At 61.9% G+C, this 23,472-nt stretch carries 26 protein-coding genes; 6 read left to right on the top strand and 20 right to left on the bottom strand.

Annotated features, from left to right (window positions below; translation table 11 throughout):
• The coding region (locus ACFO24_RS11315; protein ID WP_377738440.1) for a hypothetical protein at positions 1-5,070 on the bottom strand (5,070 nt) is incomplete at its 3' end.
• An 18-nt stretch (positions 5,071-5,088) separates the two neighbouring features.
• Here ACFO24_RS11315 and ACFO24_RS11310 point away from each other — a divergent pair.
• The gene (locus tag ACFO24_RS11310) at positions 5,089-5,244 is read left to right on the top strand and encodes a hypothetical protein (RefSeq protein WP_377738439.1); all 156 of its coding nucleotides are present in this window, start codon (positions 5,089-5,091) and stop codon (positions 5,242-5,244) included.
• A gap of 5 nt (positions 5,245-5,249) precedes the next feature.
• On the opposite strand, the gene ACFO24_RS11305 is transcribed toward ACFO24_RS11310, so the two are convergent.
• From ACFO24_RS11305 to ACFO24_RS11215, 19 genes are all read right to left on the bottom strand, one after another.
• A complete protein-coding gene (locus ACFO24_RS11305) occupies positions 5,250-5,627 on the bottom strand; it encodes a DUF1799 domain-containing protein (RefSeq protein WP_377738438.1) in 378 nt (125 codons plus the stop codon).
• Positions 5,628-5,659: 32 nt separating this feature from the next.
• Complete coding sequence (locus ACFO24_RS11300; protein WP_377738437.1) at positions 5,660-5,995, bottom strand: hypothetical protein; 336 nt, start codon at positions 5,993-5,995, stop codon at positions 5,660-5,662.
• 42 nt (positions 5,996-6,037) lie between these two features.
• On the bottom strand, positions 6,038-6,997 hold the full coding sequence (locus ACFO24_RS11295) for a phage tail tube protein (RefSeq protein WP_377738436.1): 960 nt from the start codon (positions 6,995-6,997) through the stop codon (positions 6,038-6,040).
• Between the two features lie 115 nt (positions 6,998-7,112).
• Positions 7,113-7,592, bottom strand: a complete 480-nt coding sequence (locus tag ACFO24_RS11290) for a hypothetical protein (protein ID WP_377738435.1) — start codon at positions 7,590-7,592, stop codon at positions 7,113-7,115.
• On the bottom strand, positions 7,589-8,095 hold the full coding sequence (locus ACFO24_RS11285; RefSeq protein WP_377738434.1) for a hypothetical protein: 507 nt from the start codon (positions 8,093-8,095) through the stop codon (positions 7,589-7,591). Before ACFO24_RS11285 ends, ACFO24_RS11290 begins: the two co-directional genes overlap by 4 nt.
• The gene (locus ACFO24_RS11280; RefSeq protein ID WP_377738433.1) at positions 8,092-8,559 is read right to left on the bottom strand and encodes a hypothetical protein; all 468 of its coding nucleotides are present in this window, start codon (positions 8,557-8,559) and stop codon (positions 8,092-8,094) included. Before ACFO24_RS11280 ends, ACFO24_RS11285 begins: the two co-directional genes overlap by 4 nt.
• The gene (locus ACFO24_RS11275) at positions 8,559-10,910 is read right to left on the bottom strand and encodes a phage major capsid protein (protein ID WP_377738431.1); all 2,352 of its coding nucleotides are present in this window, start codon (positions 10,908-10,910) and stop codon (positions 8,559-8,561) included. The genes ACFO24_RS11280 and ACFO24_RS11275 overlap by 1 nt, the downstream gene beginning before the upstream one ends.
• Before the next feature lie 3 nt (positions 10,911-10,913).
• Positions 10,914-11,099 (bottom strand): hypothetical protein, encoded by a 186-nt coding sequence (locus tag ACFO24_RS11270; RefSeq protein ID WP_377738430.1) that lies wholly within the window; start codon positions 11,097-11,099, stop codon positions 10,914-10,916.
• A 268-nt stretch (positions 11,100-11,367) separates the two neighbouring features.
• Positions 11,368-12,351 (bottom strand): hypothetical protein, encoded by a 984-nt coding sequence (locus ACFO24_RS11265; protein WP_377738429.1) that lies wholly within the window; start codon positions 12,349-12,351, stop codon positions 11,368-11,370.
• Positions 12,335-13,801, bottom strand: a complete 1,467-nt coding sequence (locus tag ACFO24_RS11260; protein WP_377738427.1) for a phage portal protein — start codon at positions 13,799-13,801, stop codon at positions 12,335-12,337. Before ACFO24_RS11260 ends, ACFO24_RS11265 begins: the two co-directional genes overlap by 17 nt.
• A complete protein-coding gene (locus tag ACFO24_RS11255) occupies positions 13,798-13,983 on the bottom strand; it encodes a hypothetical protein (RefSeq protein ID WP_377738426.1) in 186 nt (61 codons plus the stop codon). The genes ACFO24_RS11260 and ACFO24_RS11255 overlap by 4 nt, the downstream gene beginning before the upstream one ends.
• Complete coding sequence (gene terL, locus ACFO24_RS11250; RefSeq protein ID WP_377738425.1) at positions 13,980-15,656, bottom strand: phage terminase large subunit; 1,677 nt, start codon at positions 15,654-15,656, stop codon at positions 13,980-13,982. The genes ACFO24_RS11255 and terL overlap by 4 nt, the downstream gene beginning before the upstream one ends.
• Before the next feature lie 96 nt (positions 15,657-15,752).
• Positions 15,753-16,250: a DUF1804 family protein gene (locus ACFO24_RS11245; protein WP_377738424.1), complete on the bottom strand. Its 498-nt coding sequence runs from the start codon at positions 16,248-16,250 to the stop codon at positions 15,753-15,755.
• The gene (locus ACFO24_RS11240) at positions 16,250-16,525 is read right to left on the bottom strand and encodes a hypothetical protein (protein ID WP_377738423.1); all 276 of its coding nucleotides are present in this window, start codon (positions 16,523-16,525) and stop codon (positions 16,250-16,252) included. The genes ACFO24_RS11245 and ACFO24_RS11240 overlap by 1 nt, the downstream gene beginning before the upstream one ends.
• 25 nt (positions 16,526-16,550) lie before the next feature.
• The gene (locus tag ACFO24_RS11235; RefSeq protein WP_377738422.1) at positions 16,551-17,090 is read right to left on the bottom strand and encodes a hypothetical protein; all 540 of its coding nucleotides are present in this window, start codon (positions 17,088-17,090) and stop codon (positions 16,551-16,553) included.
• Positions 17,087-17,737: a lysozyme gene (locus ACFO24_RS11230; RefSeq protein WP_377738421.1), complete on the bottom strand. Its 651-nt coding sequence runs from the start codon at positions 17,735-17,737 to the stop codon at positions 17,087-17,089. The genes ACFO24_RS11235 and ACFO24_RS11230 overlap by 4 nt, the downstream gene beginning before the upstream one ends.
• Before the next feature lie 90 nt (positions 17,738-17,827).
• Positions 17,828-18,310 carry a hypothetical protein gene (locus tag ACFO24_RS11225; RefSeq protein ID WP_377738420.1) on the bottom strand — a complete coding sequence of 161 codons (483 nt, stop codon included), beginning with the start codon at positions 18,308-18,310 and terminating at the stop codon, positions 17,828-17,830.
• 100 nt (positions 18,311-18,410) lie between these two features.
• On the bottom strand, positions 18,411-18,896 hold the full coding sequence (locus tag ACFO24_RS11220) for a hypothetical protein (RefSeq protein ID WP_377738419.1): 486 nt from the start codon (positions 18,894-18,896) through the stop codon (positions 18,411-18,413).
• Between the two features lie 37 nt (positions 18,897-18,933).
• A complete protein-coding gene (locus ACFO24_RS11215; protein ID WP_377738418.1) occupies positions 18,934-19,302 on the bottom strand; it encodes a helix-turn-helix domain-containing protein in 369 nt (122 codons plus the stop codon).
• Positions 19,303-19,424: 122 nt separating this feature from the next.
• On the opposite strand from ACFO24_RS11215, the gene ACFO24_RS11210 reads away from it, so the two are divergent.
• The 5 genes from ACFO24_RS11210 to ACFO24_RS11190 all read left to right on the top strand — a co-directional run bounded on the left by ACFO24_RS11210 (position 19,425) and on the right by ACFO24_RS11190 (position 23,469).
• Positions 19,425-19,673 (top strand): helix-turn-helix domain-containing protein, encoded by a 249-nt coding sequence (locus tag ACFO24_RS11210; protein WP_377738417.1) that lies wholly within the window; start codon positions 19,425-19,427, stop codon positions 19,671-19,673.
• Positions 19,670-21,853: a Mu transposase C-terminal domain-containing protein gene (locus ACFO24_RS11205; RefSeq protein ID WP_377738416.1), complete on the top strand. Its 2,184-nt coding sequence runs from the start codon at positions 19,670-19,672 to the stop codon at positions 21,851-21,853. Before ACFO24_RS11210 ends, ACFO24_RS11205 begins: the two co-directional genes overlap by 4 nt.
• A 73-nt stretch (positions 21,854-21,926) precedes the next feature.
• Positions 21,927-22,649, top strand: coding sequence for an AAA family ATPase (locus ACFO24_RS11200; protein ID WP_341352939.1), 723 nt, complete (start codon positions 21,927-21,929; stop codon positions 22,647-22,649).
• Between the two features lie 41 nt (positions 22,650-22,690).
• Positions 22,691-23,311, top strand: coding sequence for a hypothetical protein (locus tag ACFO24_RS11195; protein WP_377738415.1), 621 nt, complete (start codon positions 22,691-22,693; stop codon positions 23,309-23,311).
• Entirely contained in the window at positions 23,308-23,469 is a 162-nt protein-coding gene (locus ACFO24_RS11190) for a hypothetical protein (protein WP_377738414.1), read from the top strand. Before ACFO24_RS11195 ends, ACFO24_RS11190 begins: the two co-directional genes overlap by 4 nt.
• Positions 23,470-23,472: the final 3 nt, after the last annotated feature.

Raw genomic sequence — 23,472 nt, 5'->3', positions numbered from 1 at the left:
GATTTTCGGGCACACAAGGGCAATGCCGTACTCGTTTGTGGCTCTACTACGGTGAAATATCCGGGTTAGCTGCTTGCCCGCTGCGGCTTGCAGGGTTTGCAGTTTGTTAGCCAAAACGAGCTGGTCGGCCTCAAAATCCAGGCGATTGCCGTAGCGCTCAGACTGCAAGCCGCTGCGGGCCGCCTCGGCAGCGCTGCCAATGTCGGCGGCTTCGGGCAGGTAGCCGGTGGCGCGGTAAGCGCTGATGGCCTGGTCAATGGTGCGCTGGCCCTGCAGCGCGGCCATGTTTGCCGTGGATTGGACGTTGCCGCGCAGGTCGTCGATATGGCGGGCCAGCAGATCAAATAGCGCTTTGGCAGCGGCGGCGCTCTCTTGCAAGGCGCTGATGCGGGCGCTGTGGATTTTGCGCTGGGCATCCACAGCAGATTGCAGGGCCCGCAGGGCATCGTCCACGGCAGCAGCGGCCGCTTGTTGCAGGGCTTGGGCGGCATCTTCAATGCTGGGGGTGATGCTGGCAAATGCTTCGCCCAGCTGCATGATGACGGCCCATGCGGCGCGGCCGCTTTCTGTAGTCAGGTCTTGCGCATCAGCCAGGGCGCGGTACTGCTCACGGGCGTTGCTGGCATCAATATCGGGCAGGGTCAAATCCACCGCGCTAAAGGCTTCGCTGAGCTTGGCTTGCAGCTTGCTGCGCTGCTCGTCGGCTGTGAAAAAGCTCTCGTAAAAGCTGCTGGTGGCTGCAGTAAAGCCCTCCATGCCGCCAAAAAGCTCCGACAGCTTGTAGGCCATATCAGCGCCCGCAAGGCTGCCTGCATACAGAGTACCGTTCAGCTCTTCAAGCACAGCATTGACCGTTGTCAGACTAGTGGCTAGTCTGACCAAAGTATCAAAGGCTTTCTCTCCCTCAAGTGCGTACTCAGACGGGCTGTACGCACTTACATTGCCGCTGGCAATCTGCTGAAGTTTGAGACCTGACAACAAACCCATGCCAAGGCTATTGGCCTTGAAGAAAGCCTCAATATCAGACCTCAGCTGCTTAATCTCCTCACTTTCCTGCACACCATCTCCACCCTCACTCCCGACATTGCTTGTACCCAAGACACCCCCAAGACCAAGCTTTTTGCTACGCTCAAAAAGCTCTTTCGCCTCCTCAACAATAGGGTTTGTCACCCAAGTACCAATCACCTGTTGAGCAAGTTCATTTTGGATGCGGCTGAATTCTTGGGCAATCTTTGCTTCTTGCTCTTCGGGCTTGAGGCCCTTTAGGCTGATTTTGATTTTTGTGGTGTAGCTGTCCAGGGCGCTACTGTCCAGACCTAAAACATCACCCATGCTTTTTGTGCCGACAACCATCCCTGTGTAGTAGTCGGCAAACTCTTTACGGGTGGCCTCATCCAGCGGATTGCGCTTTGTTTTGCTGCTGCGAAACACGCCGCCTTTATAGTATTCGTAGGTGTTGCCAACAAAACCGGCTTCGCCGCCAAAGGTGCCCTCGATGCCGGTGTCTTTAAGCTTGCGGCCAAAAAGCCGATTGATTGCGCCGCCAATCACCCCGGCAATCAATCCAACGCCGGGGATGGCACTGGCAATGCCAGCAATCTTGTTCACGTACTTATTGACTTCGTAGCCGCCAGAAATCAGCTTGCTGATACCGTACCCGGCAAAGCCGTTCATGACCGCGCCAGCGATGGCCCCGGCCATTTGCGCACCACCAGCCTTCAGAGAAGAGGTAAATGCTGCAATGCTTTGCTGGCTTGCCATGCCCGCCTGAAAGGCCCCCAGCCCTTGCGCCACAGACTTAAAGCCCGCGTCGTACAGCCAAGGCACGGCCTTACCAATGACCGAGCTGGCCGCACCGGCCGCGCCCTTGCCGAAGGCGCTCACCAAGTTGTTAAACCCAGAGGCAAGGTTGCCCAGCTGCCCAAGCTGCCCCACTTGCCCGGCCGCCGCCCCGGCACCGCCCAGGCCAAATACGCTACCCACTACCAGCTGCACCATGGGCTGCAGCACCAGGGTGCTAAAAAGCCGTTTCAAATACTGCGCCGCATTCTTGCCCCCGCCCATGATGTAGTCGGCAAGGGTGTCGCCAATGGTTTTAGAGGTGCGCTCCCAGTCTTTGGCGGCCTCTTCGGCGGCTTTGGCGTTGGCCAGGCGTGCGGCATCGCCATCCATAACTTGCAGCAACTCTTTGCGGGCAGCGATTTCGCGCTCGATGGCGGCAATTTCCTCTGCACTTGCACCTCTGGACTTGGCCTGGGCCAGCGCTTCAGCCAGGCGGGCCAGGCGCAGTTGCTCCAGCGCCTGGGCCTGGCTGATGTTGCCGGCCGTGGCCAGCTCGCGGGCCTGCACTTCTTCGCGCAGCTTGGCTACTTGCTCTTCTACTGCCTGCGCCTCTTGGTTGCGCTTGGCGGCGGCCTCGACCGTCAGGACGGTGGTTTTTGTGAGGGTCTGCTGCTCAATGCGGGCGATTTCGGCACGGTTTTTGGCAATTTGGCGCTCGGCCTCCAGGCTTTTAGCCTTGCCCTGGGCCTGGCTGGCTAAAAGGGTGTTTTCATCCTTGAGCGCTTGGATGCGGATTTTTGCCTCATCTTGCAGGTAGCCAATCTTGGTCTGGTAATACTCCTGCTCGCCAATCAGCCCGGCGCTGCGCATGGCAGACAGCACCGCGTCGGCATCTTCGTAGCTGCCCAGCATCGCGGCGGCGCTGCGCTGCACATCTTCAACGGCCAGTTTGTTGGCCTGGGCCATGGCCGCGCCTGCCTGAGCAGTGCCTGCGGTGAGGTTTTTTAACGCCTTGTCGCGCTCGGTGGTCAGGGCGGTTTCGTACTCGGCCATGCGGGCGCGGGCATCAGCCAGGGCACTCTCATCGGCCCCGGTGGCCACCAACGCTTTATAAGCATCGCGGCTGGCCTGCAGTTTTTTATTGAAATCGTCCAGGATGCTGCTTTTGGTGTTCACCCCTTCCAGCGTTTTATTAAACGCTTGACGGGCACCTTCCACGGTCAGAGTCAGACCATTGCCTGCGGCATCTGCCGCGCTTTGAGCAGTCTGCTCGGCGGTCTTCAAAACCGCATCCAGGCGCTTAATATCTGCTTCTTTTGTCTTTAACTCTGAGGCGATCCCGATCTGGCGATCGCTAAAAATGCCGGCGAAAATGCCCGTTTTCCGCTCGACAAGCAGCTCATCGCGCTCTTGCTTAAGCTGCGACAGCTGCCCGCGTATGCGGGCGATGTCCTCGTTTTCAGCCTTGCCAGCGGCGGCCCGATCTACGGATAGCTTGACCAGCGCTGCCTGCTCTGCGGCCCGCTGGGCGCTAAAAAATGCGGCGGCCAACGCAGTCAAGGCTGTGATCGCGACACCCACCGGCCCGCCCAACATCCCCACTACGCTGCCAAAGGCACGGACCGAGACGCTGGCCGCTTTTTGCGCGGCATCCAGGCGGTTGGTCGCCGCCGTCGCCTCGGCCTTGGCAGCCGCTTGCGCTTTGGTAGCCGCAGTGACAGCCGCCGCTTGCGCAGTGGTGGCAGCGGCAATACTGGCATTGACCCCTGCTTGCTGCCTTCCCAGGGTGGCCAACTCATTGGTCAGTGCGGCATGGCGTGCCTGCGCGGCCATGAGCGTTTGCGTACCTTCGCGCACCAGGGCCAGCGCCATGCTTTGCGCACCAGCTGCACGCGCGGCGGCAATTTGCGCTTGCGCCTGCGCCATGGTGGCACGTGTGGCATTGACCTTGGCGACCACATCTGCACGCGCGGCAATGATGGCGGCATGGGCCGTCTCCAGCGTTGCCAGCTGGGCCGCCTGTGCTACCCGCTCTGCATGTGCTCGCGCTTCTTGCGCGGCCACACCTGCGCGGGCCAGGGCCACATTGGATTGCAGCTCGGCTATGTAAGCCGCTGTTTTTTGACGCGAGGTTTGCGCCACCTGGGTGTTGCCTGCGGCCTCGGCTGCGGCTTGCACGGTGGCCAGGCGGCTGGCTTGGAGTCCTTCGATCTTGGCCTGGGTGGCTTGGGCTATACCGGCCACAAAGCTGCCGATTTTGATCAGTGCGTAGGCTTGGCCCAGGGTGAGCAACGCACCCCGATACTCATAAACCATGCCTGCGGCGCTTTGCATGGCCTGCCCAGCGGTCAGCGCCATTTGGCTGGCACTGCGCAGGTTGGCCACCAGGTTTTCATTGAGATTGACGCTGCCGCTGGCCTTGTCAATCTCAACAAATACCTGCGACACCTCTCCCAATGCCTCCTTGGCTGCTGCAATCAGCGGAGAGAAGCCTTCTGCCGCGACACGGGTCGCCCCTTCTTGGATGCTATCTAGGCGGCCTTTGATGGTTTCGTTAAAGACGGCGCTGCTGGCCTCAAAGCCGCGCATTCTTTCCATCAAGAAATTAAACAAGCCCTCACTGCTGGCTTTTGCAGCAGCAATGTCGCTGTCCTTCAATCCCAGGGCCGTCGCCAACGTGCTGCTGGCCGGGGTAATGCCGCCAGCCACCAGGTCACGCAGCTCCTGCACCACCTGGGTGGCATCCAGGCCCATGCTTTTAACCGCATTGGTGCCCACCACGGTGAGCTGGCGGATTTCGTCCATGCTCATTTTTGCGGCCAGGCCCGGGGCCAGCAGCGCCTGGAAGACTGCCGTCAATTCTTGGCTAGTGGCCGCTGTGCGCAACGCATCGTCATTGAGCTTGCGGATATATTGGCTGGACAGCTGCAGCGCAGCATGCAGCTGCAACTGCTTGCCGTTGATGGCTGTCATGCTTGACAAGATGCCCGCCATGCCCAGTTGGCTGGCCTCTAAATCTTTGGCATAGTTAAAGGCGTTGCGCGGCAAGGCGGTAATACCGGCGCTGATGCCTTGCAGGGCTGCACCAATCGCACCCAGGCCGATGGCCCCCTTGGCCAAATCAGCGACAGACATTTGCACCCGCGCCAATGCCTGGGTAGCTTGCGCTGCACCTTGCTGCGCTTGATTGCCAATGGCTTGCAGCCTTTGGCCAGCTTCTGGCGCTTGGCGCGTGACGGATGTTGCATCCAACGAAAGTCGAATGCCAATGTTGTGCGTCGTTGCCATGTGCCTTACATTCCCTGAATGGTGTCTCTATTCTTTAAAGCGGCCTTGGCCCTGTTCGCCTTCTTCTTGCTCACCGGCCTACCAACGGCAGGCGGGGTGGTGCTGGGGTGGGCGATGGTGGCCGGGGGGCTGTGGGGTGCCTGGTGGATGTTCCGCGCCCTCTTCGGTGATTAATGCGCTCACTTTCTCTGCTTGCCCCACACCTCTAAAACCTCGGCTTCCATAACGCGCAGCAGCGTCAGTAATTCAGAGCGCTCTTTGCGCGGTGTGCCCTGCATGTGCATAACGGCCGCCACCGCGCTGTAATCCAGCCCCGTTGCACCCGCCATACCCACGCGCCACTGGGTTTGCACCGCAAGCCACAGCTCCCACGCGGGGCGGTTGTCGGGCCACAGCCACAGCTGGCGCTCATGGCCATCAACATCGCCAGCGCCAACCCCCACAGCCGTGGGAGGCAGCAGGCCAAAGCTGGCCAGGGCTTGGGCCAGTTCATCGTCTGCAGCAGTGCTGGTGGGTGCATGGTCTTCGTCCTGGACGCGGGGGTGGGGGCTGGCCAACTGCCCACGCGCCCAGGCGCGGGCAATGGCCGCTAGTTTTTTGCGCGTGCGCCCTGCTGTGCCAGGTAGGCATCAAAGGCCAGCTGCTCCAGGCCGGGCAGGTTGAGCATTTGCTCAAAAGCCTCTGGGCTAAAAGGCAGGGTGCTGCCGTCCATCCCCTGCACGCCCGCCCAGCCTTGGGCCACGCTTTGTAAAAAGTCGCGCACGCTGCGCTCTTTGTTGGCCAGGGCCGCTTGCAGGGCTGGCACATCCATGCGCTGGCAGTGCAGCACAAAGTCAAAGGGCTGGGGCTGGCCGGTGGTGGCATCGTTCAGGATGCCTTTGATGGTGACGGCGACGGTGTTGCGTTCGATCAGCTGAAAAGCCATGGTGGTTTCCTCGTTTAAAAAAATGAATCAGGGGTTTAAAAATCAGGCCGCGATGATGCGAATCTCGTCATTGCCCAGCGTGGTGGGCAGCAGGCGCAAGTCCATGCCCAACAAGGCCGTGCCATTGAAGTCATCTACCTTGGGGTTGATGCGCTGCACGCTGGGGGCAAACACCAGCACCTGGTGGCCCGCCTGCGTGCCGTGGGTAAAGCCCAGGCTGGTGGGGGTGTTGGCGTTGATGGCGGTCATAAAGTCCACCACCTGGGCAGCCGTCAAATCCAGCTGCAAGCTGCCCTTGGTATCGCGCTCGGTAATCTCCACCGACTCGCGCCCCAGCAGGGGGATGTGCTGCACGCCCTGGCCCAGCTCCACCGACAAGCCCCGGCTGGGGTAGGCCGTGCCGCCGGTAAATGCGCCGTCCAGGTAGGTGCAGCCCAGCAGCACGCCTGCACTGTTGGCGTTGGTGACCACGTGGGGGATTTGCCAGGCGGCAAAGTTCACACTGGGGTCAGTCGCAGTCACGGCCCCGGCATCCAGGCCGGTGAAGGCAAATTTAAGCGTGGGGCGTTCACCCTCGCCCAGGCCCAGGCTGGCGGTGCCCCGGCAGCCCACGGCGCGGTAGCGCACGCCGTCAAGGCTGTAATCCATGGTGCAGCTTTCCATACCGCCGCTGACAGGGTTGTATTCCACGCACACGCCTGCCACCACCGTCTCAGCCATGGCGCTGGCACGCAGCAGCGTGCCCCAGGCAGGGGCAGTGCCTGCGGTGCCGCTACCGGCCAGCTCGACGGTAAAGCTCATTTGCACGGTGCGGGTGCCCACCAGCTCTTCACTGCCCCCCAGGTAGGGGCGCAGCAGGGCGCGGGGCACGTTTTTGTATTGGTAGTCGATGGTTGCGTCAGAAATCAGCATCGCATCGGTTGCGCCATTGGGCACAGCGGCCTGGCCGTAGGTGGCTTCCAGCTTGGCCAGGATGGCGGTTTTGCGAATAAGGCGGGCCATGGGGCTTACTCCTTGGGTTTTTTAGGGGTGGGCGCGGGGGCTGGGGCTGCGGGGGCAGGCTTGGCCGGGGTGCGGTTGTAGGTGCCGCCGGTGGCGGGCAGGGGTTGGGTATGGCTCATTGAAGGCTCCAGGTATTAAGTTGGAGAAGAACGCTGTGGCACAGCGCCCCAGCAAAATGGACAGGGCCGACCTCGACAACCTGCACGCCATCCCCCCCCTGCTCAGGACTCGGTGGGGGCTGGCAGATGCCGCCCAGAGTCAGGTCGGCACGCACTGCAGCGCGGAAATGCTCAACCAGGCTATCCAAAACAATTTCGCTGGCCTGCGCATCGTTAAAGCTCAAAAAACCACGCACTGTCCAGGTATGAGTCTGCTCATAGCGCGGGCCGAGCAAGTGGCCGCGCTCTTGTGTAGCACTGCGGCGCACCCACCAGCCACGGATATGCTGCTGACCCGCAGCGGGTTTAAAGGTGTACAGCCGCGCAAAATCGGCATTACTGGATGCATAGCGCTCACGGTCATGCACCACGCCAATCTCCGGTACGGCAGATAAAGTGGCTACGATGGCCGCGCGATGGGCTTCTAAAACGCTCATTCGACGTTCCCTCCGGCAAGGTGCGCCCCAACTTGCGCGGCGGCACGCTCAAAAATGGCGATGATTTGCCCCTGGGTCGCCTTTACGGCTCGCGCCATGGGGCGTTGGGCGGGGGTGCCTTTGCGTGCAATTTTTCGGGCCACCAAGAACGCTACGTTGCGCACCTCTTTTGGATCGCTGATGCCCAGCACGGCCCGCACCCAGGGTTGCAGCGCCTCCGAAGGCGGCATGTGCGGCCTGGTGCCCAACTCCACCCAAACGGCGCTGGGCTGGCTGCTGCCCACCACGCCCAGTACCCCGGCGGGAGTGCTGGAAACGTCGCTGTGAATGCTGCCCGCCGTCAGGCCGGTGGCACCACGGGGCATGTTTTCCTGCCATTCCCGCTGGGCCAGCAGCGAGGCCTCGCGCATAGCGCCGGTCAGCACCAAGCCGCTGTAGTGCGGTGCCTCGCGCATGCCGCGCTCCAAGGCATCCAGGCCCGCAATACTGATAGACAAATTCATATCTCGGCTCCCCGGCGCACCAAGTTATGGCGCGGGTTGCGCCGGGGCCAGCTGACCACCGCCGCCGCTGCGCCCAGGCTGGGGGCGGCGCTGGGGTTGAGTTGGTCGGCCAGACCCGTGCCTGCGTAGTACGCCCGGCGGTACTCTGCCGCTCGGGCGGCATAGGCTTGGGCGCGGGTTTGCGTGCGGGCCACATCGACCCCCAGGGCACTTTCGCGCTCGCCGCTGTAGCGGGTAGACAGCTGCATGCACAGCAGGCTGGCTGCCCACTGGGCCACCGGCAAGCGGTGCGCCAGTGGGACATCGACCGGCCCGCCATCAGGCAGGGCCAGATCGGCGCTGTAGCGCAGCAGCGCCTGCTCGATGGCACGGCTGCGGGTATCGGCGCTCAGGGTCTCTTCCTGATCGGCGACCAGGTCAGTGACCAGGCCGCCGAGCGCATCGAGCAGGGCTGCGTTGCTCATCAGGCCACCACGGCTTTGGTAAAGGCGCGGAAGTCCGTCACTGCGCCGCCGTAGATGTGCCGAATTTTGTAGGTCAGCTTGTCGGCGGCGAACATGCTGCCCAGCGTGGGCGAGTCCTGCACGAAAAGCTCCGGCTCTTCCTTGCCGTCCAGGAAGCCCATTTCAATTCCGGGGATGTCCAGCGGGTCAGCCGCCGTGCACCAGTCATTGGCATCCGTCCAGTACCAGACCGGGATGATGTTCATCGTCAGCGTCTGAATAAAGGTTTTTTCGTTGTTCGTGGCCAACTTGAACAAGTCCACCGCCGCCTCTTGCAGCTCCACCGGCACGATCAGGCGGGTGGGGGTGATGCCGATGCGATCGTTGCTGTCCATCTCCGTCTGCTTGAGCATGGCCAGGCGGTGCGCGGCCAAGGCGGTTTTGTCCAGCGCAGCGGTGAACAGGTTGCCGTGATCGGCGTGGAACAGCGCCTTGCCGTCATAAATGGCCTGGTTGTTACGCAAAAAGTCAAAAACAAACTTGGCCAGAGTGCGCTTGGCCGCCCGCGAGAGCTTGCCCGGGATGCGCCGAATTACGCCCACGTCGTCGTTCTTGATCATCTCCAGCGTCACGTCTTCAGTGCCGCCGCGCTTGGTGGCGCGGTAGGTGGCTTCTTCATCGGTCGGGCTGCCCAGGGGCTGGTAATCAGCGCCCTCAGCCACGGCAGGCAGGTCACCATAGCCGCCCCAGCGGGTGCGGTGCTGCACGCGAAAGTCATTGAGCGGCACCACACTCACCAACTGCCGCCAGCCGTCAAAGTCCACAGCCGCACGGTAATCGTCCAGCATGCGGCGGGTAATACTGTCGCCCAGCACCTCGGCAAAGGAGTTGCTGCCCAGCGACTCGGCCATGCGCGACTGGTCGCACTCGCGCAAGCGGCCTGTGACCTGGCGGTCGCCGGTCATCTCTACGTAGCATTCCTTGATGGACTGCACGCGGCCATGGTCTTTGTGACCAGGGTCCCAAAAAGCATCCAGCATGTCGCGCATGGTCAGGCTGCGGTCGCCCACCTGGATGGAGCCTTGGCCAAACATGGGGACGCGCACCGCACCGCTTTCGGTCAGGCGGGCCACGTAGCCGCCTTCGTCTTTGATGAGCTGGGCCACTGCCGCCTCAGTCAAGCGGTCAGCGCCCGCCGTGGCCACCTGGGCCAGTAGGCGTTCTTTGCTGGCCTGAGGCAGTTGGGCCGCGCCAATGCGCTCGCGGGCTACGCCGCGCAGCTCGAACACGGCCAGGTCAGCGCGGGTCAAGGGAGTGCTGTCACCATGGGCTTCGGTCACGCGCTGGGTATTGCTAACACTGCTATCAGCGGCGGGCACCAGCGGGCCGCAAACGGCTTCGTGCAGATTGACCACCTCATCGTCGGTGATCGTTTCAAAATTGACTGCGGCATGTTTGGCCGGGTCTTTGGCCTTGACGGCCTCCAACATGCGTTGTTTCCACAGGGGCATGGCTTGGCTTCCTTGTTCAGATTCAGGGGTAGGGGGAGGGAAATCGGGATCGGCGGCAGCTTCGGTCAGGCGATCCAGGCCGCCGCCTGCGCCTGGCTCGACGATCAGATCGACGGAATGCACTTTTACGAAGCGCACCGCCTCGCGCAGCTTTTCTGCCCCGGCTTTGCGGGTGCGGGTGCGGGCATCCGCGTCAATCGACAGACCCAGCAGGGACTGCATGCCGCGCTTGACGGCCTCGACCATCTTGGTGACAGCGGCATCGCTGGGGTCGATGGCTTTAAACGTGCCCACCAGTGCGCCGCTATCGGGCACGGTGCCCTCGATAAAGCGCACGCTGTAGATGCCGCCGATCAGGTTGCGCACGTCCTTGCCCTTGCCTGCGATGTGCTCGGCATCGCTTTTGGCAAACACGCGCACACCTTCAAACATGGGGGCGGCTTCGCGCAGCGCGGCATCGGGGTAATAGTTGCGGTTGCCGCTGCGGCCTGCGCGGATCAGCGTCACTTCGATGCTGCCGTCGGCCGCTTCGCGGAAAGCAGCCTCTGCCTCGCGCACGGGGGCAGGGGCAGTGCCCACAGGGGCATAGTCCGCCACCACTTCCTGCGCCTCGCCCAGGGCCACGGTGTTATCGAAGGTCAAGGTGTAGGGGTAGCTGTACAGCCGCCCCTTGTATTGCACGACTACGCGATCGGGCCAGATGCCACGCACGTCAGCGTAAAAGTCGCCGCCATTGGCCGACAGGCGCAGCTTGTCGCGGATGGCCTGGCGCACCAAGTCCAGGAGCTGGCCGTACTCGGTGGTGACGGCCTCAGTCAGGCGGGCAAAGCCGCTGCCAGGGGGGATGCATTTGACCCGCATGGCTTATTTGCCCTTGCCCGCAGCCGCAGCCACTGGCTCAAGGCTGGAGAGCTTTTGCCCGGCCTTGGTGACTACGACCACGTGCGTGCCGTAGTCGCGCCAGGCCAGCACCTCATCGGCGGCGCACTGCACACGCTTGGCCGCCTCGGCAGCGGTCAGGGGTTTATCGGTGATTTTGGCATCTGCCATCTGCTGTCTCTCCATCGGGATTGGGATGGAGCGACTTTCGCCGAGGAGTCAAAAAAAACTGAGGCTGCCAGGGGTCGGCCCGAGAGGGTGGCGCGGAGGTTTTTAGCGCACCTCGGCGCGGCGAGGCTTGCGCCTGCGCGGGTCTATGTTTAAACCCCGTTTAAATCTTCGCGTGTGCGCTTGTATTTGTAAAGGCAGGGGGTAGGCGCTGGCTAGGCGATTCGTGTGCCGTAGCGGGCTTTTTTGCAATACGGGCTGCGGCCATAGTTTAGCTGGTTGCCGCCGGGGGGCGGTTTGCGCCCTCTTGCCGCCGCCCGGCACGCTTGGCAGCTTGGTCCAGCGCGGCTTTGCGCCCGTCTAATTTCAGCTCCAGCTCGGTAAATGGCTTGGCTCCAGGGGTGGAGACTTTCCAGTGTTTCATCCATGGCAGGCTGATGCAGCCGCAGCGGATGATCTGCTCTGGCGGCGCTTTTGGGTCATGCGGGCACTGCATCAAAGTGGTGCCGCCGCCGGGGTTGGGCACCTTGAAGGGTTTGCTGGCATCCACCACCTGCCCGTCCATGATGTCGTGGTACCAGCGGCTATGAATTTTGCCGCTGCGCCGCCATTGCTTGCCCAGGCCGGGCACGATCTCGGCGGCCTGGTGCAGCCGGTCGCTGCCCGCTACGGCAAAGGCACGGGCCACTTCAGCCTGCACGATCATCGTCGCGCGGGCGGGTGATTCTGTCGCCAGCAACTTTTGCACGGCCTGGATGGCCTGGTACGGTGTCTGCGCACCGATGGTCACCAGCCCGAGCTGGCGGCCTATCTTGCCTGCGGCTTCCTGGCCCACGTCTTTGAGGCGCAGCGTGCCAAAGGCTTTCATCTGCAGGAGCTGGCGCACGTCCAGCTGCACTAGGCGCAGCTCCACGGCGTGGCCGATGGTGGCCAGGGGCTTGTCCACGGTGGCCACGCCCAGCTCCCAGGCATCTTGCATGCGCCCTTCAAACAGCGCCCCGGCCTTGCCCGTGGCCCCTGCCAGCACGTCTTCAATCTGCCTCAGCAGCCGTGCCAAGTGCCACTGCTGCCAGTCGGGCGGCAGACCCGCAAGAGTGGCCAGGATTTCGGTGCGGGCGGCTTTAAGAATTTCCAGCACGCCGGTTTGCCCGGCCAGCAGCAGCCGCCCGCGCTCGCGCAGGTGGCGGGCGATTTCCGCATCGAAGGCCGCGTCCGGCTTGTCTGCCTGGGGCAGCGGATCAGTCTTGCGGCCCATCGCTCAAGCCATCTTGGCTGCGGTAGATATCGCGGGCATCGCGCTCGGCCTGGCGCTGCGCGGCCTCTTCACGCGCGTCGGCCAGCTCGGCCTTGGCATCAAAGTCTTGGCCGAAGCGCTGGGCCACGTCGGCCACGATTTTGAGGGCAGTCTCCTCGGTCAAAAGGCCGGCCTCGATCATCTGGATCACTGCCGAGACTACCGACTGCATGGCAGAGGCAAATTTGGTCACATCGCGGTTGAGCAGTTCCGGGAATACCGCCGTGACCTGCCACTCATCCGCGGCCCAATCAGGGGTAACGCCCTGAGTGCGAGCATGGCAGAGCAGCACGTAGCGCCCAATCTCTTCGAGCATCCGCTTTAAAAACGCCTGGCGCATCGAATACATCTTGAACGTGGGCTCGCCCATTTCGCTGGCGGCCGCACGGTTGACATCGCCGCCGCCGCCAAACCAATGCTCTGGCACGGTGGCACCGCCCAACACGTGGTTGCGCAGCAGCCGGGCGCTGGCACTGGTGTCTGCGGCTTGCAGGCTGGGGGATTTGGGCTCCAGCTTGACCTGGTCGTTATGCACAAAGCTGCTGTTGGGTTCTGGCGGCACAAACTCGCGCTCAAACTTTTTGACCGTGGCATCGTCCGCCCCGGTCAGGGTCACGTCCCAGACAAAACGGCGTAGGTAGTCGATGCGGTCGAGTTCGGCAAACAAAAAGCCGTCGTAGGCATCCAGCCAGTCCATTTGCCCCAGCAGGTCAGAGCGGCCCCGGGTGCCATTGGGGAATTTATTGACCTGGTACAGCAGGCAGTCACCATCCGTAAAGTCCTTGGCGCGGATTTCTGCGGTACGGGCGCTGAACAATTCAGCATCTTCGCCCAGCACGATCACCCGGTATTTGTAGTGCCGCCCTTTGCTGTCACGCTTGGTAATCACGCCGATGGGCTGCTCGGGGTTATCGGGGTCGTTCACAACCTGGGCAATTTGCCGAGGGTCAAGGTAGCCCAGACGTACAAAGCCGTCGCCCTCGCGCACGTGGGCGACAAAACACTGCTCGCCCAGCAGGCCCAAGGCACGCACGCGGCCCTCTATCTTTAATGGCCAGTTGTTGATGGGGTCGGCCCAAAATGCGTTCAACTTTTTTTGATGCTCGTCATCAACACATTGCAGCGTCACGCCCTCGGCCAGTAGGTAGGCCAGGGGCAGCTCCACCAGCCGGTTGGCCAGCAGGTTGGTTTGCCACAGGTATTCGGCCAGCTTTTGCATGCGCTCTTGCGCCATCGGGGCCAAGTCGCGGTCATTCATGCCGCCCAGGCCGTCGCCGGTCAAGCGCCGCCAGCCATCGTCATTGCTGTGGCCTTGGGCGCTGGCGGCTTCGCGCAGGGGCTGGGTGGCCGGTGCGGGCGACTGGGCCGGGGCTAGCCCAAGGGCAGTTTTAGCGCGGTCAATCCAGCTCACGATTTACCCTCCACCTGCAGCTCGGCACCCACCAGGGCAAAGGCCAACAGGCCGTGGTCGTTGTGCGCCTGCAGCACTTCGCGCAGCTTGGCGGCGGCCAGGTACACGCCCTGGCGCTGAAACTCTGGTAGGTCGCGGATAACGCCCTGAATGGCGTACAAAGTCACTTGGTCGTTGGTCATGAGGGTCTCCGAAACATCCGCTTGACTTGGCGGGCATAGCGCTCGCGGGCGGATTGGTTGTGGTGGGGGGTGGTGTTGCCGCCCTGGGCCGCTGCGGCGATACCGCCGGTGACGCACAGCATGTAGAGCATCTGCACCATGTCGGGGCCATCGTCGTGGTCGGCTTTGGGGAAGTGACGAAACTGGTCAATCAGCGTGGTCTGACTGGAATGCAGGCGCAGCAGCCCGTTGTGCATGTGCGGCTGCAGGCTTTCGATGCGCAGCAGCTTGTCGCTGGTCGGAATCAGGGCGCGGGCGGGTACGGGAACGCCCAGCTTGGCGCTGCGCTTGACCAGCTCAGTGCGCAAAAACTCCTGAAACTGGACGCTCTCAAAGCCCCAGACGATGCAGCAATACTCTCGCTGCATCTCAATCACGTCGCTGATGATGCGGTCGGGCACGCGCTTCTTTATCACCGCCTCGACCACGTCCATCACGCCAGTCTCGCGGTTGTAGCCGCCTACGCCGATGGCGCTGGGGTCGCGGCTGTTGCCCGCTTTGCCCAGGCTGGGGTCGCAGGCACCGTAGAAAATCCACTCGTCTAGGCGATTGACCCAGAAGCGGATGGAGTGGGCAAAGGGCGCATCATCCCCGGCCACGGGGTCGTTTTGCTGCTCGCTGTCAAACGCCGCATGCCCTTCGCGGGCGCGGCGGAGCATGAGTTTGACTAGTGGGCGCAGCGCGGGCCAGGACACTTTTGCGCCTGCATCCATGGCGGCCTGGTTGTCCTGGTAGAGCCGCATGGCCGCCGCCTCGCCCTGCTGCGGGGTCTCTCCCGCCAGCAGCAGCCCCTCGAATTGCTCCCACAAGTCCATGCGGTCGGGCCACTGGATGATGGCTTTAAACACCTTGCGATTCCACAGCGGGTTTTTTAAAAACCGCGCCAGCACGCTGTCGTAGTGCAGCACGGTGCCGACCAAGATGGCATCCATGCTGTCATCGGGCGGCCCCAGGGACAGCACGGATTTTGTGACGAAGGTTTGTAGCTTGTCGCGCTGCGCGGGGGTATTGACGTTTTCGTCGTTTTCGATGTCGTCGCAAATCGCCAGGTCGGGCCGGTGCGCCCCGTGCCGGCGGCCCCGGATTTTCTTGCTGCTGCCGAAGGCTTCGACCTTGCGGCCATTGGCCGTGACGATTACCCCGGCCCGCCAGATTTTGCCCTGGCCAGCAGCCTCGGGGAAGTCGCTCATGATGCGCGGGTTGGCTTCCAGCTCGGCCTTGATGGCCTCCAGCATCTCGGCGGCCTGCTCGAAGGCATCCATGACGATGATGGCGTACCACTTGGCCCCGGTGACCAGGCACCAGGTCACAAAGCTCATGCTGATCTTGGTGGACTTGGCCTCGCCACGCGGCGCGGCAATGGCATCGCGCTGGCCTGCCGGGGTGTTGATGATCTCCGGCAGGCGCTTGTAAAGGTACTTGTGCAGCTCGGACGGTTCGGCCTTGCCGTAGTGGGGAAAATAGTGCCTGTCCCAATACTCAAAACCGGTCACCGGGTCGCACACCTTGCGGCGGCGCTCGCCAATCGCGGCGGGGGTGACATCCCAGCCGTCCATGTTCGCGTCGATCTGGCGGCGCAGGTCGTCGGCCAGGGAGGTCAGACCCGCCAGAAATTCTTTACTGCTTTTTGCCATGTCAGGCTACCGCCACAAAGAGCAAGAGCGCTTTGAAATAGTGGCCCTCAAAAACAAGCCACAGCGCGACAAGAAAGATGACACAGGTATCCACCATCACCGCACCTTCGCCAGCTCTTGGCCAAACGGCTCCAGCATCTCCACCAGCACACTCAGGTGCTGTGGATACCGCTGCTGTGCAAATGATGCAAAGCGCTGCAGAACGTCAAGCTGCACGGCTTGCTTGTCCAGCTCGGGGTTCAGGCGCTTGAAGCTGGCCATCGTCTTGTTGAAGCTGTCGCTCATGCTGGCCAGCGTTTCGGCCCGCTCGCGCGGCCCCATATCCTTGGCATCGCGCAGCAAGTCCATCGTGGCCTGGTGCTGCACCAGGTAGTCTTCGAGCAGCTTGGCCGAAAGGCTTTTAAAGGTATCGTCGCCCAGCGCCACGGCAGAGCGCACCGTGTCCCAGTCGTCGCCCTGCGCGGCGGCCTCTTGCTTCCAGCGATTGGCTGTGCTGCGGGCCACGCCCAGCTTGGCACAGGCCGCCTCCATGGGCAGGCGCTGGAACACATACAGGCCGCGCAGCTGGGTGCGTTTTTCAGCGGGGTGCGCCATCAGTTGCCCAGCCCGCCACCGCCGCGCATGAATTGCTTGATGCCCTCGACCACCAGGGCGGTGCCCACAGCCACTGCACCGCCGGAGACGGCACCGGCCACTGCGGCTTTTTTCTCCACTTCACGCAGGCGTTCGTCAATGCCATTCAGGCGGGCATCAAACCGGGCATCCATGTCTGCGATGCGCTTGTCCTGCTGGGTCAAGTGGGCGGTAATGCCGTCCAGCTTGCCGTCGATCTTGCCCAGCAGCATCAACTCGTCTTTGTCCATTGCCATGTCTTTTGCTTCTTTCTTTTGTGCATCAGGGGTGCATCAACTGAGCGCGGCAGGAGGCATAGGCCGCGTTCAGCGTTTCAACTTCGGCAATTACTGCTCCAAGGCGTCGCGTATTGCTTTCTGGTAGTAGCCCGTAGGCCGGGGCAGCGTCTGCTGCACCAGCGTCGGCAACGGCGGGCGCGTGACCTGCGGTGCCACCACGACCCGGCCCACAGGCGGCAGGCTGGGGGACGAGGCGCACCCGCACAGGGCGCTGCTCAAGATCGCCACGCAGGCGATCAATTTCTTGTTGTGCTGCGGCATCGGCCACCTCTTGCAGTTGATAAGCGGCATCCAGCGCGGTCTGGGCGGTGTCGCGCTGGGCGGTAAGGGTGGCCAGGATCTGTGCAGCATCGGCGTTCTGGCGCTTTATCTCGCCGCTCAGACGCTCTAGCTGCACATCCATGGCCATAACTTGATTACGGTAGTGGTCGGTGGCCCAGGCCAGGGTCAGGCACAAAAGCAGCAGGGCGACCACGAGCCAGCGCTCGACCGCAAGCAGAAATCCATTTAGGCGCGGACTCATGGCTGCGCCCCTTTCCAGGATTCGGTGGCAAAGTCGTACTCGGCTCGCAGTAGCGCCACACCGGCCAGACAGTCGGAGCGCTCTTTCAAGCGGCGGTTGTAAAGCCCCTGGACAAAGCGGTATTCCCAAGCCCCCTGGGTGTTTTTGCGCCCCGTTTTGACATAGCTCCAGACCGGCGTTTTGCCGTCCGGCCCGTGGGCCAGTGCATCGCAGGCGGCCTCGTATTTGCGGGCATTGAGCAGGCCCATGGCGCGGCTGGCGCAGGTGGACGGCTCCCCGTGGTTGTGGCCATGGCTGCTGAAAGCATCCAGCACCGGCTGCGTAACGGGCACCTTGATGCAGCCCAGCACCTGCGCCTGGCCGGTGGCCAGCACCTGGCTGCCCACGGCCCGGCACTGCGCATCCGACCAGTAATCACCCAGCACCACCGGCACCGGGCTGGCGTGTTTTGTCAGCCCCAGGCAGGCAGTGGGCAGGCCGCCCGCAAGCTGGTCTGCATACACCACGTTCTTGAACCCCGGCGTGCCATCACGCCGGGCTGGGCCGTCTTCGTAGCCGGAGATGTAGGCCACATACCCTGCACCGCCCAGCACCAGGGGGATGCCGAAGCGCAGGACGGTTTTGCCAATGGATGCTGTATTTGCCATGCCCCGCACTGTCGCGGGTGGGGTAGAAAAAAATAAGGCCGACAAAGGTCGGCCTGGGTGGTGGAAGGTGCTTTTTTAAGGTATCACAACCTAGATACTGCGGTCAAAGCGCACACTTCCTGAACCATCTTTTATGGCAGGCGAAGCAAGGGGTGCGCAATGATAGGAGCCTTCATCAAGGCTCTGGCAATCTGGGCGAAGTATCTCCTCTGCGGGTATTGTTACCGGCAGCACCCGCCCCATAAGCGATCGACACACGGGGCAAGTCCTGGCGCTCTCACCAAACACTTGCACGCTACGCCATCCTTGAGAGGCGTACTTCTTAAGGTCGGCAGTTAGCCGAGAGAGGTGCTGCTTATACAGGGCTGCGGCTTCTCTTTGCATCTTCTTGGCTTGGTGATCTTCCCAGGCTCGCTCTGCCGCTTCCGCCTGCGTCGGGGTCATCAACCGCTTGGTGCGATTGCGTGGCGTGTCTTTAATGAAGATGAACTCGCCACACGCTTTGCACTTGGTTTTGCGCTGGGGCATTTTTGCCAGCGGGGCTTTACAAGATGGGCATTGAGGGGCATTCATGCGGTGCTTCTTTCAGTGATTGTCACTGGCCGCGTCACGCGGCCTTTTGCTTTGCCGGCTGCTTGGCTGAGTCCATCCACTTCCTCATTTGACAAAGTAATCAATTTGGCGCGATAAGCACCTGCTCATCCAACGTGAGCAGCTTAATTTTCCCGGTCATTTCATCGACCACGCACAGCGCCCTTAAAGCCACCTCCAGGCCCAGCCCGTTTTTCATGCGCACCATGCGGGAGTCCTGGTTCCACAAAAACCGCCAGTCAGCGCTACCTCGCATCCACCCAACGGCTGGAATCACGGCAGTTTCGGGATCGCGGGAGACCCGCTTTAGCTCCCTCTGACACGTCTCAAGGGCGGCATCGTCTAAGACCTTGGCATCAGGGTGTCCAACTGAAGCCAAGTACTCCTTACGTTTTTCGTCCTTTTCCTTGCGCTTTTCTTCCTTTTGCTGGAATGCTGCCCGAGCAGTTTCTTCCGGTGATGGCCGCGAAGCAAAAAAAACGACCATGAGCACAAGGCAAAAAACAAAAATACCCGCCGCAATCTTCCACTCGGTCTTACTGGCACCGGCAATTTTCTCAGAAGTCATTTTTTAAAAATCCTTGATGTGATCATCATTGGCTGCCTTATGCAGCCTTGCTGCGCTTACCCCCTGCACCCGCAGGCGCGAAAGCGCCAAGCGCCGTCTTTACCCCGGCCTGTACTTGCTCTGGGGCCGCATGGAAGTTGTCTAACAGGATGCGGTCACCTTTTGAAATTGGTTGCACTGAAGTAGGCGTAGTGGTAACGCTGCCTACGCGCTGACCCGTCAGGATGTACAGCACATCAGCCCCTGCAGCGGCAATGGCTGCAAGGTAGTTTGAATCTGGAGAACGTTCGTTTTTCTCGTAGTTGATCTGCGATTTTTTCGTTACCCCAGCAATTGTTCCAAACGCTTCTTGCGATAGCTGAAGTGCCTCTCGCTCTTCGCGTAAACGCGCACCTATAGAAACCATTTGTTCACCTTGGTTATCTCTTGAAAGGAGAACAATCGTTCTCCATAATCATGCCTAAGACAACGCCGCACATTTGCGCGGCGTGAATTTACCTAACAACTTAGGCAAAGGATAACAAAGCAATGCACCCTGAACAGATCAAGGCCGCAATGCGTATGGCGGGCACCACACCAGCCATGCTGTGTGATGAATTGGGGGTGGCTGCATCTTCTGTTTCGCAAGCGATCAGTGGGCATATCAAGAGCCAACGCATACAAGGCCGTATTGCTCAAATCATCGGCAAGCCCGTATCAGAAATTTGGCCCAACCAAATCACGCTGCGCCGCAGCCGGGCACAGATCGAAGCCCAACGTGCAAGGGCCGCCGTATGACCTGGCACACCGCCCGCGAGCTGGCAGGCCTGCCGGGGATGCCCGGCAGCGAACGCCGCACCCGTGAAAAGCTGGTGCAGCTGGCAGCAACCAGCCGTACACGTGCAGGCCGTGTCGGCGGCGGGCGTGAATACGACAGCACCAGTCTGCCTGCCGAAACCCGCGCAGCCCTGGCTGCCCGCCAGATTGCCGCCGCAGGCAGCACGGCCCTGGCCGTGGTGGATACGCCCCCTGTGCGCTCTTTTGCCCCTGCGCCCCAGCAGCAGGCCGTGGTGCCTGCCCTGGCCACCAACCGCCAGCCCAGCATGGCCGATAAATCGGTGGCCGATGCCCGTGTGCGGCTGGTCACGCTGGTGCAAGGGCTGATGCCGCTGCACGGCAGCAAACGCGCCTGTGCCCTGCTGGCCGCGCAGCTTGTGACGGGCGAAGCAGGGGCAGAGCTGCAAACCATTGCCCGCACGGCCAACCAGCGGGCACGGGGCGATATGGTTAGCGCACGCACGCTGGAGCGCTGGGTTTCCGAACACAACAAAAACGGCTGGTGGGGCTTGCTGCCCGCCCAGGCTGGCCCGCGTTTTCCTACGGTGGCCGACGATGTAGCGGCTGTGCTTGGTCTGTACCACAGCCGCGATGCCCGCTTTCGCAAACTGACCGGCGCGGCGCAGGAGGCCACTCGCATGCTGGGCCGGGACTTTGACACCTGGCGCACGCTGTACGACCGCGCCCGCCGCGCCCTAGACAAGCTAGGCAAAGATGCCCAGGTCAATGTGGCCCTACTCAAGGCCCGCCACAGCGGGGCGCAGCGTGACGCCAAGCTACCGTTTAAACGCCGCAGCACCGAGGGGTTTGACCCGCTGGACGTGTGGGTAATTGACGGCCACACATTCAAAGCCAAGGTGCGCCACCCTGATCACGGTGCGCCTTTTGCGCCGGAGCTGACGGTGGTGTTGGATGCGACCACGCGCATGATCGTCGGCTGGTCGGTGGGGCTATCAGAAAACGTGCGCGTTGTGGGCGATGCCCTGCGCCACGCTATTGGCCAGCACGGCATTTGCGCCATCCTGTACGGGGACAACGGCGCGGGCGAGACGGCCAAGGCCATGGATTGCCCGATTGACGGTTTTTGCGCCCGCCTGGGGATTGAGCACCGCACGGGCATCCCCGGCAAGCCACAAGGTCACGGAGTAATTGAGCGCAGCTGGCAGACCCACGCCATCAACGCCGCCCGAAAATTTGCCAGCTACCAGGGCAAGGATGCGGATGCGGGCACCTTCCGCAAAGTAGCTGCCGAGCTGGCCAAAGAGCAGCGGGCGGTCAAGCGCTCAGAACAAACCGGGCAGGTCATTCAGCTCTCCCAAAAAGCGCCCAGCTGGCAGCAATTTATCGACGGTGTGCAGGAAATGGTGGAGCAATACAACGGCCAGCACCGCCACCGCAGCTTACCAAAGCGCAGCGATGGCAAGCACATGACGCCTGCCGAGTATTGGGCCGAGATTTTTGATCCGGCTATGCAGATCAAGCCCTCGCAGCAGGAGCTGCGGATGCTGTTTATGCCCAGCGTCATCCGCACGGCGCAGCGCGGGGAGGTGACTTTTTTCAATCAGCACTATCAAGCGCCGGAGCTGATGCGCCGGGATGTGGATGGGCGCGAGGTATCGGTGCGCTACGACATCCACGACCCCAGCTTTGTGCTGATTTACACGCTGGGCGGGGAATACGTGTGCGAGGCGCAGTGGAACGCCAACCGCATCGACTTTTTTCCGAAACCCGTCATCCAGATGGCCCGCGAAAAGCGGGTGGCCGCTGCCATCAAGCGCCGCGAGCAGCAGATCGACACCGCTCTGCGCGAGCTGGGGCCCACCGTGGATATGGACGTGCCCATGGCCTTGCCAGCACCAGCCGCGCCGCTGGTGGTGCTGGCCGCCATTACGCCCCAGGCCACACCTGTATCGGCCCAGGCCGCGACAGCTGCTGCAGTGCGCCCCATGTTTGACATGCCCAGCGATCGCTACGAGTGGCTGATGCGCCACCGCGATGGCTGGACGGATGCCGACCACGCCTGGATTGACCGCTACGTGCAAAGCGACAGCTACGCCGATCTGCGGGATTTTTACGAGAGCAGGGGGATGGGGTGGGATGCCGGGGGCGATGCGCTGCCGGTTTTTAAGAGTGCCCTGTGATGGCGGCCACCACCACAGAGCGAGTTTTTACGAATGAAAAACGAAAGGGAAATGTAAAGTGAAAAAGGGATTTGTGCAAACTGAAAACTTTCGTCTGCTCAAAGAAGCAGAGAAGATCGTCGCCCGCCGGGGTGCCCGCGAAGCGAGCCTGGTCATCATCCAGGGCAAGTACGGTGTCGGCAAATCGGAGCTGACCGAACGCTGGGCCAGTGAAAACGGCCACGTCTTTATCCGCGCTAAAAAGGTGTGGACGAACAGGGCCATGCTTGAAGACATCGCCGCTGCACTGGGCCTGTCGGTGCGCGGCATGGCCAAGGATGTGGAAAACCGTATCACGGCGCACCTGGCCGTCAGCATGCAGGCGCTGATCATCGACGAGGCCGACTATTTGGCGGATATGTCCTCGGCCAGCAAGCTGGAAACTATTCGGGACATCTCGGACGTGACAGGCACGATGGTCTTTTTGGTCGGCATGGAAAACTTCCCGGCCATCGTCCAGCGCTACGACCACATTGCCAGCCGGGTGGCCCGCATCGTGCAACTGCACCCACTGAGTCTTGCCGATGTGCAGGCCACGTGTAAAGCCAAGTCGGATGTGCAGCTGACCTCGGCCCTGGTCGAGCAAATTCACCGTGACTGCATGGGCCGCATGCGCCTGCTGCTCAACGCCATTGCCAATATTGAGGTGTGGGCCGAGGCCAATGACTGGGCTCAAGTGGACGTGACCCACGTCAAAGGCAAGGCGCTGTGCACCGATTTCACAGGGCACTTGGTCAAGCGCGGAGGCAAGACATGAGCGCACCAAAACCGTGGTTTCTTCTTCCAGGCCTTGCCGCTTTGGCTCGCAACATCAAGCAGCGCGGGCGCACTTTCACCGCGCAGGATTTGAGCCGCTGGGCAGACACCGAGCAGATTGATTACAACTTAAACGTGGCCAAAATGGCCCTGGATACGATGGCAGCCTGGCGGTATGTCCAGCTGCAAAATGCCAAGCTCCAGCGCAAGCGTATCGGGGCCATCAATGTCTGGGTGCTGACCGAGAGCGGGTGGGCTGCGACCAAGGCCGCGCTGCGAGCTATGCCCGGAGGCCCCCCACAAGGCACCTATGCGCTGGAGCTGGACGTGCGCCTGTGGAATCTGCTGCGCATCCGCCGCAAGCTGACCGCTGATGAGGCAGCCCAAACACTGGTCGATGCCAGTGCCGCCGATTACCCCACCCTTAAAAAACGCATCGCAGCCCTGCTGGCCGCCTGGGCCAAGTACGCACCCAAAGCCGTAGGTCGCGGGGTCAGACGAGAGCCGGGTGGCCACGTGCGCTTTGTGCTGTATCCAGACAACAAATTGGGCCGCTGGCCACCGCCCACCAAGGCTGGGGAGATGCACCCTAGTGCGTTTTCCAACACTGCCCCCGTTCCGTCGAATTTTTTAAAGGCTTCAGGCAGTGAGGAGCATGTATGAGCCAGCCCGCTTACATGTCCATGCCCTGGTTTGCGCTGCTGGTGGCCCAGGTATCACCTCCCGGCGTAGTCCATGCCCGCATTGCCCGGCAACTAGCCCGGATATTTCACGCATGTAGCCAACGGCGTGCGCAGCGGGGCATCGCGGCGCGGATTTGAGCG

This window comes from Comamonas denitrificans (assembly GCF_042654745.1).
Classification (GTDB): Bacteria; Pseudomonadota; Gammaproteobacteria; order Burkholderiales; family Burkholderiaceae_C; genus Comamonas; species Comamonas denitrificans.
The sequence above is the reverse complement of the archived record's forward strand: the minus strand, read 5'-3'. Positions and strand labels throughout refer to the sequence as shown.

Bases quoted from the DNA above. Each gene is read 5' to 3' on its own strand.
- ACFO24_RS11310 (WP_377738439.1), top strand. From the start codon at position 5,089: ATGGTGTCTCTATTCTTTAAAGCGGCCTTGGCCCTGTTCGCCTTCTTC.
- ACFO24_RS11300 (WP_377738437.1), bottom strand. From the start codon at position 5,995: ATGGCTTTTCAGCTGATCGAACGCAACACCGTCGCCGTCACCATCAAA.
- ACFO24_RS11295 (WP_377738436.1), bottom strand. From the start codon at position 6,997: ATGGCCCGCCTTATTCGCAAAACCGCCATCCTGGCCAAGCTGGAAGCC.
- ACFO24_RS11290 (WP_377738435.1), bottom strand. From the start codon at position 7,592: ATGAGCGTTTTAGAAGCCCATCGCGCGGCCATCGTAGCCACTTTATCT.
- ACFO24_RS11285 (WP_377738434.1), bottom strand. From the start codon at position 8,095: ATGAATTTGTCTATCAGTATTGCGGGCCTGGATGCCTTGGAGCGCGGC.
- ACFO24_RS11280 (WP_377738433.1), bottom strand. From the start codon at position 8,559: ATGAGCAACGCAGCCCTGCTCGATGCGCTCGGCGGCCTGGTCACTGAC.
- ACFO24_RS11275 (WP_377738431.1), bottom strand. From the start codon at position 10,910: ATGCGGGTCAAATGCATCCCCCCTGGCAGCGGCTTTGCCCGCCTGACT.
- ACFO24_RS11270 (WP_377738430.1), bottom strand. From the start codon at position 11,099: ATGGCAGATGCCAAAATCACCGATAAACCCCTGACCGCTGCCGAGGCG.
- ACFO24_RS11265 (WP_377738429.1), bottom strand. From the start codon at position 12,351: ATGGGCCGCAAGACTGATCCGCTGCCCCAGGCAGACAAGCCGGACGCG.
- ACFO24_RS11255 (WP_377738426.1), bottom strand. From the start codon at position 13,983: ATGACCAACGACCAAGTGACTTTGTACGCCATTCAGGGCGTTATCCGC.
- terL (WP_377738425.1), bottom strand. From the start codon at position 15,656: ATGGCAAAAAGCAGTAAAGAATTTCTGGCGGGTCTGACCTCCCTGGCC.
- ACFO24_RS11245 (WP_377738424.1), bottom strand. From the start codon at position 16,250: ATGGCGCACCCCGCTGAAAAACGCACCCAGCTGCGCGGCCTGTATGTG.
- ACFO24_RS11240 (WP_377738423.1), bottom strand. From the start codon at position 16,525: ATGGCAATGGACAAAGACGAGTTGATGCTGCTGGGCAAGATCGACGGC.
- ACFO24_RS11235 (WP_377738422.1), bottom strand. From the start codon at position 17,090: ATGAGTCCGCGCCTAAATGGATTTCTGCTTGCGGTCGAGCGCTGGCTC.
- ACFO24_RS11230 (WP_377738421.1), bottom strand. From the start codon at position 17,737: ATGGCAAATACAGCATCCATTGGCAAAACCGTCCTGCGCTTCGGCATC.
- ACFO24_RS11225 (WP_377738420.1), bottom strand. From the start codon at position 18,310: ATGAATGCCCCTCAATGCCCATCTTGTAAAGCCCCGCTGGCAAAAATG.
- ACFO24_RS11220 (WP_377738419.1), bottom strand. From the start codon at position 18,896: ATGACTTCTGAGAAAATTGCCGGTGCCAGTAAGACCGAGTGGAAGATT.
- ACFO24_RS11215 (WP_377738418.1), bottom strand. From the start codon at position 19,302: ATGGTTTCTATAGGTGCGCGTTTACGCGAAGAGCGAGAGGCACTTCAG.
- ACFO24_RS11210 (WP_377738417.1), top strand. From the start codon at position 19,425: ATGCACCCTGAACAGATCAAGGCCGCAATGCGTATGGCGGGCACCACA.
- ACFO24_RS11205 (WP_377738416.1), top strand. From the start codon at position 19,670: ATGACCTGGCACACCGCCCGCGAGCTGGCAGGCCTGCCGGGGATGCCC.
- ACFO24_RS11190 (WP_377738414.1), top strand. From the start codon at position 23,308: ATGAGCCAGCCCGCTTACATGTCCATGCCCTGGTTTGCGCTGCTGGTG.